Here is a 10240-nt window from a genome sequence, read left to right on the forward strand (position 1 = left end):
CCGCTCGCGGAGGCGCTGGCGGAGGTGACGGGCGTGCGCCACGTCCTCAAGAACGCGGCGAGCCGCGCCCGCGCGCTCGAGGGGCTGGACGACGCGGGCGGCGTGCTGATCGGGCAGGCGCCCGCGGGGCCGGTGCCCGTGGAGATGACCGGGGCCACCTACCTCGCCGATCTCATGGGCGGGCAGAAAACCGGGCTCTACTACGACCAGCGGCCGAACCACGCCTTCGCCGCGCGGCTGGCGCGCGGAGGGCGGATGCTGGACGTCTTTTCCCACGCGGGCGGCTTTTCTCTCGCCGCGCTGGCGGGCGGGGCGGAGGCGGCGCTCGCCGTGGACGGCTCGGCGGCGGCGCTGGAGCTGGCGCAGGCGGGCGCGGCGCACACCGGCGTCGAGGCGCGTTTCGCCACCCGCCGCGCCGACGCCTTCGAGGCGATGGAGGCGCTCGCCGCGGAGGGGGTACGCTTCGATCTCGTGGTCTGCGACCCGCCGGCCTTCGCGCCCTCGAAGCCGGCGCTCGACAAGGGGCTGCGCGCCTACGAGCGGGTCGCGCGCCTCGCCGCGCCGCTGGTGGCCGAGGGCGGCTTCCTGATGCTCTGCTCCTGCTCGCACGCCGCCGATCTCGCCCGGTTCCGGCAGGCCTCGGTGCGCGGCATCGGGCGCGGCGGACGGCGCGGGCAGCTTCTGCGCACGGGCGGGGCGGGGCCGGATCACCCGCAGCACCCGATGCTCGCCGAGACGGGCTATCTCAAGACGCTGGCCTTCCGGCTGTGAGGGCGCTGCTCGACGCCTGCGTGCTCTATCCCACGGTGATGCGCGAGATGCTTCTGGAGGTCGCGGCGCGCGGCGGGGTCCAGCCGCTCTGGACCGCGCGGCTCCTGCGCGAATGGGAGCGCGCGGCGGCCCGGCGCGGCGCGGCGGAACGCGCCGTCGCGCAAGGCGAGATCGCGCAGGTGGCCGCCGCCTGGCCGCAGGCGATGCTGCCGCCGCCTGCGGAGGCGCTGACGGATCGGCTCTGGCTCCCCGATCCGGCGGACGTCCATGTGCTCGCCGCGGCGATCGAGGGGGCGGCCGACGTGATCGTGACGCGCAACGCGCAGGATTTTCCCCGCGGCGTGCTCGCCGAGACCGGGCTCTCGCGGGCGGACCCGGACGCGCTCCTCCTCGGTCTCTGGAAGGGCTCGCCCGGCATGGTCGAAGAGGCCGCCGCGACGGTGCGCGCGCGCGCCGAGGCGCTGTCCGGCGAGAGCTGGGAGATGCGCCGCCTCCTGAAGAAGGCGCGGCTGCCGCGCCTCGGCAAGGCGCTCGGCTGAGGATCAGGCGCGCGCCGGCGCGGCGTTCAGATCGGCGAGCAGCCGGCCGTGCCGGCGCGTCTCGGCCACCACGTCGCCGAAGGTCTTGAGCCCCTTCGCCTCCAGCATCGGCAGCATCCGGCAGAAGGCCTCCGCCGTCGCCTCGGTGTCGCCCATGGCGGTGTGGCGCCGTGCCTCGGGGATCTCGATGCCGAGCCGCGCGCAGAGCGCGTCGAGCGAATGCGCCTCGCCCGTGCCGAAGAGCACCGCCGACAGCAGCACCGTGTCGAGGACCGGGTGGCGCCAGTCGCCGCCCGCGCGAGTCAGAAACCGCAGATCGAAGGGCGCGTTATGCGCCACGAGCACCGCGTCGCGCGCGAAATCGCCGAGTTGCGCGACGGCCGTCGCGGCGTCGGGCGCACCCGCCACATCCGCGTCGCCGATCCCGTGCACCCGCGTCGCCGTGGCCGGGATCGGCCGGCCCGGATCGACCAGCGTCTCGAAGCGCTCGCCGGGCACGGGCCGGCCGCACAGCACGCGCAGCGCGGCGATCTGCACAAGCGCGTCGCGCGTCGGGTCGAGGCCCGTCGTCTCGGTGTCGAGCACCACGCAGGCCAGGTCGTGGAGCGCGCGGTTCTCAAGCACGGGCTCGGGCGCACGCTCCAGAAGCGTGAAATCGTAGACGAGGGGCCGCGCGTCCTCGGGCGCCAGCGCCGCCGCCTCGTCGAGGATCAGGAGCGCGCTGCCGTCCCCGTCGAGCCGGCGCAGCCGCGCCGGCGCGCGCGCGCCGCTCCCTGCGAGCACCGCCTCGAAGCGCGCCTCGCCCCCGGCCGCGTCGGCATAGGCAGCCTCGATCGGCGCACCGTCGAGATAGTCCGTGATCGGCGCGCCGAGCCGCGGCACGCCCGCCCGCGCCAGAAGCGCCGCCGCCTGCCCGTCGTAGAGCGCGATGCGCCGGTCCGGCCCGATCAGCACGGTGGCGACCGGCAGTTCCGAAAGGAGCGCCGTCAGGCGTTCCCGCTCGGCCGAGAGCGCGGCGGTCGTCTCGGCCACGCGGCGGGCCGCCGCCATTTCCGCCGCGCCGAGCTTGTCCGCGGCCTGCGCGGCCGCCTCGCCGAGATCGCCGAGAAACCTTGCCGTCTCCATGTCCGGCCCGGCCCCGCCGTGCGTCCCCGCCCGAAGCCCGGCGGCCAGCCGCTCGACCGGCACGGCCACATGCGCGTCGAAGAGCCGCCAGACCATCGCCGAGAGCGCCAGAAGCGCGAAACCCGAGGCGACGCCGGCGAGGACGAAGCCAGCCGCGCCGCCGCCCCGCGCCCAGCCGAGCCAGAGCGCGCCGGCCACCGCCGCCGTCGCCGCTGCCCAGAGCGCGACGAAGAACAGGAAGATGCGCAGCCGGAGGCTCCAGCGCAGGGGGCTCATGCCACCGTCTCCCGGCAGACGGCGGTGACGAGCGCGTCGTCCGGGCCGACCTCCTGCCAGACGACGTCGCTGCCCGCGCCGTCGCCCGGAAGCGCCCGCGCCCCGCGCGCGCAGTCCACCCGGATCTCGACCTGGCGCACCGGCGACCAGCGGCCGAAGAAGAACAGATCGGCGAGCCGTTCGTCGGGCCGCACCGTGTTCTGCCGCACCGAGGCCGCGTCGAGCGCCACGAACCGCTCGGTATAGGGGGCGAGATAGGTCCAGGGGCGCCAGGGCGCGGTTTCCTCGACGGTCTCGATCACCGCGAATGCCTCGGGCAGCGCGTCCGACGTGCGCCCGTACCAGCTGTATTCGTTGGAGATCGTGGCGGCGAGCATCGCTCCGCCCGCGGCCACCGGCGCAAGCCAGCGCGGCAGCCGCCGACCCGAGGCGCGGTCGATCAACAGGATCACGCCGGCCCCGGCGAATCCCGCGAAAATCGTAGCCATGAGCTCGAGAAACATCCGCCTCCCCCCGGCGCGCCCTCCTCGTGCGCCCCTGTCGAGGTCCGAAAGGTCCCTCGCCAGAGTCGTCCCCGTCGATACCACAGGGGCCGACAGAAGCCCACAACTCCCGGCGGCATGGTGGAACCGCTCGGTGGCGGCTCGGGAGCGGTGCGGTGTCGTCCGGGCGGTGCTGCCCCGATACCGGGACGGAGCGCAGGCGCCGGAGGCGGGCGACGTCGAACGCAACAGGCGTCGGGCATCTCGCGCCGCGATCCCTTGTCATGGGCTTGCGGTGGCCGCTCGGCGGGTGGCGGACGTCGGGGGCTTGTGCATGGCTGCGGCGGTCCGTCGCGCTGCGCGACCGTGGACGCGGGCGGCGCAGGACGGGGCGCGCGCCTCGACTCCCGCTGTCGAGGGGCCGCCGCCGGCTGCCCCTTGCCGCGTTGACGTTCGACCGCCCGCGGGGCCGATCAGGGGAGCGATGTGACGTTGCGGCAGGAGCGCTGTATGCGACAGGATACTAAAAATTCATTTTTTCTCAATAATTTGATCTGCCTCAAGGCTCATCGCCCGGACGCATGCGATCAGGAGGATGTGTCTGGCGCCGTCTCTTCGGAAGGCTGTCGGGCCTGCGCGACAACCGAGACACCGGAGGCATCGTGCCAGAGGCTTTCACCACGCTCGATCCGAGGCTGGCGCTCGCGGTGCATGTGGTCGCCGCCGCCGTGACGGTGGCGGTGGCGCTGCTGCTCGCCTGGGTGCTGCGCGCGCCGGGCGGGCAGGTCGGCGCCTTCGGCATCTACGAGAGCGGCGCGCCGGCCACGGGCGCGACGGTCGCGCCGGTCCCGGCGTCCTATTTCCAGATCGCCGCCTTCTTCGTGATCTTCGACTTCGAGGCGGCGGTCCTCTTCACATGGGCGATGTCGGCCCCGGCCGCCGGGATCGCGGGGCTCGTCTCGGCGGGGATCTTCATCGCCGTGCTGCTGGCGGCGCTCTTCTACCTCTGGGCCGACGGCGCGCTCGACGTCGGCGCGAAAAGCGAAGGAGGTGCGGCATGACCGAGGATCCCCGCAACGCGCCGCCGCCGGGCGTCGGCATGGCCGCCGGCCAGCTCTTCGCGCGGCTCGACGATCTGGTGGCCTGGTCGCGCAAGAACAGCTTCTGGCCGTTCAACTTCGGCCTCTCGTGCTGCTACGTGGAGATGGCCACCGCCCTGACCCCGGTCTACGACCAGGCGCGCTTCGGCGCGGAGGTGATCCGCTCCACGCCCCGGCAGGCGGACCTTCTGATCGTGTCGGGGACCGTGTTCCTGAAGATGGCCGCGCCGCTCAAGCGGCTCTACGAGCAGATGCAGCCGCCGCGCTGGGTGATCTCGATGGGCGCCTGCGCGAACTCGGGCGGCATGTACGACATCTATTCGGTGGTGCAGGGGGTCGATTCCTTCCTGCCGGTGGACGTCTACATCCCCGGCTGCCCGCCGCGGCCCGATCAGGTGCTCGACGCGATGCTGCTCCTGCAACAGAAGGTCGGCACCGAAAGCCGCCCGCTCGGCGTCACGATGGGCGGCGGCCCCGCCCCGACCTTCGCGTCGCGCCCCCGCAAGGATCTCCTGCACGAGGAACGCATGTCCGTGCGGGACCTTGACGATCCGGAGGCGCCATGACGGACCTGCGACCCCCTGCCCGAGATGCCGCGCCCGAGGCCGACGCCGCAGTGCGGGCGGCGCTCGGCGCCCGCGTCGTCGCCGGGCAGGACACGGGCGAGGGCTTCCCCGTGCTCTGGATCGCGCCGCAGGACTGGGTCGCGGCGCATCGCGTCCTGCGCGGGATGGAGCGGCCCTTCACGCTGCTCGCCGACCTCTGGGGCATCGACGAGACGGCGCGGCACAACCGCGCCGGGCAGCCCGCCTCGGGCGTGACGGTGGCGAGCCACCTGATCTCGCCCGAGCGCAACGCCGACGTGCGCCTCAAGCTCGCCTGCGACGCGGAGGCGCCCGTCGCGCCCTCGGTGACGGAGGTCTATCCCGGCGCGAACTGGTACGAGCGCGAGACCTTCGACATGTACGGCGTCCGCTTCGACGGGCACCCGACCCTGCGCCGCATCTACATGCCGAACGACTGGGACGGGCACCCGCTGCGCAAGGCCCACCACGCCCGCGCCACGGAGAAGGCGCCCTACCGCATGACGCCCGAGAGCTTCGCGGAGACCGAGGCGGCGAACACGATCGACCCGGCCGCGCTCGGCCTGCCGACGGAGCGCGACGGGGTGGAACTGATGACGCTCAACCTCGGCCCGCACCACCCCTCGACGCACGGGGTGTTCCGCATCGTGCTCGGCCTCGACGGGGAGGAGATCGTCTGGGCCTGGCCGGACATGGGGTACCACCACCGCGGCGCCGAGAAGATGGCCGAACGCCAGACGTGGCACGGCTTCATCCCCTATACCGACCGGATCGACTACCTCGGCGGCGTCATCTCGGAGATGCCCTATCTGCTGGCGGTGGAGAAGCTCTGCGGCATCGAGGTGCCGGAGCGGGCGCAGTGCATCCGGGTGATGCTGTCGGAGTTCTTCCGCATCACCTCGCACCTGCTGTTCTACGGCACGCTCGCGCAGGACACCGGCGCCATGTCGCCGATCTTCTACATGTTCGTGGACCGCGAGAAGGCCTACAAGGTGATCGAGGCGATCACCGGCGCGCGGATGCATCCCGCCTTCTTCCGCATCGGCGGCGTGGCGATGGACCTGCCGACGGGCTGGGATGCGCTCGTGCGCGACTTCCTCGACTGGATGCCGAAGCGGCTGGACCAGTACGAGGGCATGGTCATGCGCTCCGAGCTCTTTCAGGCGCGGACACGCAACATCGCCGTCTACGGCGCGGAGACCTGCCTCAAGTGGTCCGCGACCGGCCCGCACCTGCGCGCCGCGGGGATGCCCTGGGACATGCGCAAGCTGCGGCCCTATTCGGGCTACGAGACCTACGAGTTCGACGTGCCGGTCGAGGAGGCCGGCGACATCTATGCCCGCACGCGCGTGCGCGTGGAGGAGATGCGCCAGTCGCTGCGGATCATCCGCCAGTGCCTCGAGCGGATGCCGGAGGGCCCGATCAAGGCCGACCACCCGCTCGCCTTCCCGCCGCCGCGCGAGCGCATGCTGCACGACATCGAGACGCTGATCCACCACTTCGTCGGCACCGGCTGGGGCACGCGCGTGCCCGCGGGCGAGGCGACGGGGCAGGTCGAGTCGGCGCGCGGTTTCACCCAGTATTCCATCGTCTCGGACGGCGAGGGCGGGTCCTACCGCACCCGCATCCGCACGCCCTCCTTCGCCAATCTTCAGCCGATCCCGGAGGTCGCGCCGGGCATGACCGTCGCGGATTTCATCATGTACCTCGCCTCGATCGACCACGTCATGTCGGATGTCGACAAATGAGCCTGTCCAGCGAGCTGATAACGGCCATCGAGGAGGCCCGCGATCACCACGGCGGCCCGCGCGCGGCCATGGTCGAGAGCCTGCGCCTGATCCAGATGGAGCACGGCTGGGTCTGCGACGCGCATCTCGAGGAGGCCGCGGCCACCCTCGGCGTGACGACCGCCGAGATGGAGGACGTGGCGACCTTCTTCTCGCTGATCTTCCGCCAGCCGGTGGGCGAGAAGCTGATCCTGCTCTGCGACGGCGCGTCCTGCTGGCTGAACGGGGGCGAGGACGTGCGCGACCGCGTGATGGAGCGGCTCGGCATCGGCTTCGGCCAGACGACGCCGGACGGGAAATACACGCTGATCAACATCTGCTGCGTCGGCGGCTGCGACCACGCGCCCGCCGCGGTGATCGGGCGGGACCGCAAGCTCGTCGGCCCGCTCTCGCCCGACGATCTGGACGCGCTCTTCGGGGAGGACGCGCGATGACGGAGATGCCGCTCACGGGCCGCGCGCGCCCCGACCGCGCACCGCACACGCTGGCCGAATGGAAAGCGCTCGGGGGCTACGAGGCCGTCGAGCGCGGGCTCCGGGAACTCGGCCCCGAGCGCGTGCTCGACATGGTGGACGACGCCGCCCTCAACGGGCGCGGCGGCGCCGGCTTCCCGGCGGCGAGGAAGTGGCGCTTCATGCCGAAACCGGGTGCGGCGCCCGGCGACGGCCCGAGCTACTTCATCGTCAACGGCGACGAGATGGAGCCGGGCGCCTTCAAGGACCGCATCCTGCTGGAGGCGCTGCCGCACCAGCTGATCGAGGGCGCGATCCTCGCCGCCTACGCCACCCATTGCAGCGAGATCGTCGTCCTGATCCGCGACGCCTATCGCGACGCGATCCGCAACGTCTCCCGTGCCATCGCGGAAGCGGAAGAGGCCGGGTATCTCGGGCGCAACATCCTCGGCACCGGACGCGACCTGAAGATGTGGGTCCACCCTTCGGCCGGGCGCTACATCGTCGGCGAGGAGACGGCGCTGATCGAGGCGCTGGAGGGCAAGCGCGCCGTCCCGCGCAAGCGCCCGCCCTTTCCCGCGCAGTCCGGGCTCTGGGGCCGGCCGACCACGGTCAACAACGTCGAGACGGTGTCCTGCGTCGGGCCGATCGTCGCGAACGGCCCGCAATGGTTCCAGTCGCTCTCGCGCACTGCCGAGGGCGGCACGAAGGTCTTCGCCGTCTCCGGCCGGGTGCACCGCCCGCAGGTGATCGAGGCGCCGATGGGCACCACGGCCGGGGAACTGATCGAGCGCGCCGGCGGCGTCTCCGGCAACGGCCGGCTCAGGTGCTTCCAGCCCGGCGGCGGGGCGAGCGGGTTTCTGGAGCCTGACGCGCTCGATCTGCCGCTCGACTTCGGTCACGTCGCGAGGGCGGGCAGCATGTTCGGCACCGGCACGATGATCGTGCTCGACGAGACCGCCTGCCCGCTCGGCGTGATCGCGCGGCACATGGCCTTCTACGGGCGTGAAAGCTGCGGCTGGTGCACGCCCTGCCGCGACGGGCTGCCATGGGTTGCGAAGATCATGGCCGACCTCGAGGCGGGGCAGGCCCGGATGGAGGATCTCGACGTGCTGCAGATGACGGTGGAGGTCGCCGGCCCGCGGGGCCGGAGCTTCTGCGACCTGATGGGCGGCGCGATGAGCCCGCTGGGCACCGGCCTCGCCCGGTTCCGAGACCTCTTCGAGGCGCATGTGCGCGAGGGTTGCTGCCCCATCGCCCGCGATCACGGGAGGGCGGCGGCATGACCAAGGTGCGCCTGACCATCGACGGGATCGCGCGCGAGGTCGAGGCGGGGCAGGACCTGCTCTCGGCCTCCCTCGGCCTCGGCGTCGACGTGCCGCATTTCTGCTGGCACGCCGCGCTCGGCTCGGTGGGCGCCTGCCGTCTCTGCGCGGTGCGGGTCCAGGACGGCGCGGACGACGCGACGGGCCGGATCGAGATGGCCTGCATGACGCCGGTGGCCGAGGGCCAGCGCGTCGAACTGGCCGATCCCGAGGCCTACGAGATGCGCGCCCGCGTGATCGAGTGGCTGATGGTCAACCACCCGCACGATTGCGCCGTCTGCGAGGAGGGCGGCGCCTGCCACCTGCAGGACATGACCGTGGCGACGGGCCACCACAGCCGCCGTTATCGCTTCACCAAGCGCACGCATCGCAACCAGGACCTCGGGCCGCTGCTGACGCACGAGATGAACCGCTGCATCGCCTGCTACCGCTGCACGCGGTTCTACCGGGGCTATGCGGGGGGCCGCGACCTCGACGTCTTCGGCGCGCACGACCGGGTCTATTTCGGCCGTTACGAGGACGGGCCGCTGGAAAACCCCTTCGCCGGCAATCTGGCCGAGGTCTGCCCGACCGGCGTCTTCAACGACAAGGGCTGGTCGGAGAACTACGCGCGCAAGTGGGACATGGCGGCGACGCCGGTGATCTGCACGGGCTGCTCGGTGGGCTGCAACCTCTTCGCCGCCGAGCGCGACGGGCGCGTGCGGCGCGTGCAGAACCGCTACCACGGGGCGATCAACGGGCATTTCATCTGCGACCGCGGGCGCTTCGGGGCGCTTCACGTGGCCGAAGCGCGGTTGGACGAGCCACGGGTCCGCGGGGATGCCGTTGCGACGGCCGAGGCCCTGGCCGCCGCGCGCGCGGCGCTGGCCAAGGGCGCGGTGGGCCTCGGCTCGCCCCGCGCGAGCCTCGAGACCAACGCGGCGCTCCGGCATCTCGTGGGGGCGGAGCGGTTCTTCGCCGCCGTGCCGGAGCCGGAGGCGCGCGCGGTCGAACGCATGGCCGGGTGGCTCGGGACCGGGCGTGCCGCCTCGCTCAAGGAGATGGAGCAGGCCGACGCTGTCCTCGTGCTCGGCGCGGACCTGACGGGGGTCGCACCGCGCGCGGCGCTCGCGCTGCGCCAGACGGCGCGGGGCGCGGCCGATGCGCTCGCCGCCGAGAAGGGCGTGCCCGCCTGGCTCGACAATGCCGCGCGGGTGGCGGGCGAGGGGCGCAGGACGCCCATCGCGCTCGTCACGGCGATGCCGGACGCGCTGGACGATGTGGCGACATGGTCGCTCCGCCGCGCGCCGCAGGAGATCGCCCGGCTCGGCCGCGCCGTCGCCGCGGCGCTGCGCGGGGAGGCGGCGGAGGACGAGGCGGCCGCCATCGCCCGGGCGCTCGCGGGCGCCGAACGGCCGCTGATCGTGGCCGGTGCCGAGGGCGATACCGTGGAGGCCGCCGGGGAGCTCGCCGATGCGCTGGGCGACGGCGCGCGCCTAGCGCTCTTCCCGCCGGAGGCGAACAGCCTCGGCCTCGCCCTGACCGGTGCGCAGGGACTCGAGGGCGCCGTCGCGGCGCTGGATGCGGGGCAGGCGCGGACCGCCGTCATCGCCGAGGCCGACCTCTTCGAGCGCGGAGGGGCCGACCTTGCCGCGCGCCTCTTCGCCGCGGCCGAAACCGTGATCCTTCTCGACAGCGCCGGGACGGAGACCGCGCGGCGCGCCGACATCGTGCTGCCGGTGGCGGACTGGTCCGAGGCGGCGGGAACCTTCGTCAACCACGAGGGCCGCGCGCAGCGCAGCTTCGCGGCCGTGCCGCAG

The 10240-nt window shown here is 73.0% G+C and carries 10 protein-coding genes; 8 read left to right on the forward strand and 2 right to left on the reverse strand.

Annotated elements, in window-relative coordinates; genetic code table 11:
• On the forward strand, nucleotides 1-771 hold a 771-nt coding region (locus tag ACESL7_RS08475), incomplete at its 5' end, for a class I SAM-dependent rRNA methyltransferase (protein ID WP_372892882.1).
• The gene (locus tag ACESL7_RS08480; protein ID WP_372892883.1) at nucleotides 768-1310 is read left to right on the forward strand and encodes an RSP_2648 family PIN domain-containing protein; all 543 of its coding nucleotides are present in this window, start codon (nucleotides 768-770) and stop codon (nucleotides 1308-1310) included. The genes ACESL7_RS08475 and ACESL7_RS08480, both read left to right, overlap by 4 nt.
• A 3-nt stretch (nucleotides 1311-1313) precedes the next feature.
• Here the strand turns inward: ACESL7_RS08480 and ACESL7_RS08485 are convergent, their stop codons facing one another.
• Together ACESL7_RS08485 and ACESL7_RS08490 are read right to left on the reverse strand one after the other, a co-directional pair.
• Nucleotides 1314-2711, reverse strand: a complete 1398-nt coding sequence (locus tag ACESL7_RS08485; protein ID WP_372892884.1) for a 3'-5' exonuclease — start codon at nucleotides 2709-2711, stop codon at nucleotides 1314-1316.
• Nucleotides 2708-3214 (reverse strand): hypothetical protein, encoded by a 507-nt coding sequence (locus tag ACESL7_RS08490; protein WP_372892885.1) that lies wholly within the window; start codon nucleotides 3212-3214, stop codon nucleotides 2708-2710. The genes ACESL7_RS08485 and ACESL7_RS08490 overlap by 4 nt, the downstream gene beginning before the upstream one ends.
• Before the next feature lie 641 nt (nucleotides 3215-3855).
• On the opposite strand from ACESL7_RS08490, the gene ACESL7_RS08495 reads away from it, so the two are divergent.
• The 6 genes from ACESL7_RS08495 to nuoG form a co-directional block, all read left to right on the forward strand.
• Complete coding sequence (locus ACESL7_RS08495) at nucleotides 3856-4254, forward strand: NADH-quinone oxidoreductase subunit A (protein WP_372892886.1); 399 nt, start codon at nucleotides 3856-3858, stop codon at nucleotides 4252-4254.
• On the forward strand, nucleotides 4251-4859 hold the full coding sequence (locus ACESL7_RS08500) for an NADH-quinone oxidoreductase subunit B (RefSeq protein WP_372892887.1): 609 nt from the start codon (nucleotides 4251-4253) through the stop codon (nucleotides 4857-4859). Before ACESL7_RS08495 ends, ACESL7_RS08500 begins: the two co-directional genes overlap by 4 nt.
• Nucleotides 4856-6625, forward strand: a complete 1770-nt coding sequence (gene nuoC, locus ACESL7_RS08505; protein WP_372892888.1) for an NADH-quinone oxidoreductase subunit C/D — start codon at nucleotides 4856-4858, stop codon at nucleotides 6623-6625. The genes ACESL7_RS08500 and nuoC overlap by 4 nt, the downstream gene beginning before the upstream one ends.
• Nucleotides 6622-7098 (forward strand): NADH-quinone oxidoreductase subunit NuoE, encoded by a 477-nt coding sequence (gene nuoE, locus ACESL7_RS08510; RefSeq protein WP_372892889.1) that lies wholly within the window; start codon nucleotides 6622-6624, stop codon nucleotides 7096-7098. Before nuoC ends, nuoE begins: the two co-directional genes overlap by 4 nt.
• A complete protein-coding gene (locus ACESL7_RS08515) occupies nucleotides 7095-8402 on the forward strand; it encodes a complex I 51 kDa subunit family protein (RefSeq protein ID WP_372892890.1) in 1308 nt (435 codons plus the stop codon). The genes nuoE and ACESL7_RS08515 overlap by 4 nt, the downstream gene beginning before the upstream one ends.
• On the forward strand, nucleotides 8399-10240 hold a 1842-nt coding region (gene nuoG, locus ACESL7_RS08520), incomplete at its 3' end, for an NADH-quinone oxidoreductase subunit NuoG (protein ID WP_372892891.1). The genes ACESL7_RS08515 and nuoG, both read left to right, overlap by 4 nt.

This window comes from Rhodosalinus sp. (assembly GCF_041685465.1).
In the GTDB taxonomy this organism is placed as follows: domain Bacteria; phylum Pseudomonadota; class Alphaproteobacteria; order Rhodobacterales; family Rhodobacteraceae; genus Rhodosalinus.

What these genes read in the sequence shown, in the direction of transcription:
- ACESL7_RS08485 (WP_372892884.1), bottom strand. Translation starts at nt 2,711, where the DNA reads ATGAGCCCCCTGCGCTGGAGCCTCCGGCTGCGCATCTTCCTGTTCTTC.
- ACESL7_RS08490 (WP_372892885.1), bottom strand. Translation starts at nt 3,214, where the DNA reads ATGTTTCTCGAGCTCATGGCTACGATTTTCGCGGGATTCGCCGGGGCC.
- ACESL7_RS08500 (WP_372892887.1), top strand. Translation starts at nt 4,251, where the DNA reads ATGACCGAGGATCCCCGCAACGCGCCGCCGCCGGGCGTCGGCATGGCC.
- nuoC (WP_372892888.1), top strand. Translation starts at nt 4,856, where the DNA reads ATGACGGACCTGCGACCCCCTGCCCGAGATGCCGCGCCCGAGGCCGAC.
- nuoE (WP_372892889.1), top strand. Translation starts at nt 6,622, where the DNA reads ATGAGCCTGTCCAGCGAGCTGATAACGGCCATCGAGGAGGCCCGCGAT.
- ACESL7_RS08515 (WP_372892890.1), top strand. Translation starts at nt 7,095, where the DNA reads ATGACGGAGATGCCGCTCACGGGCCGCGCGCGCCCCGACCGCGCACCG.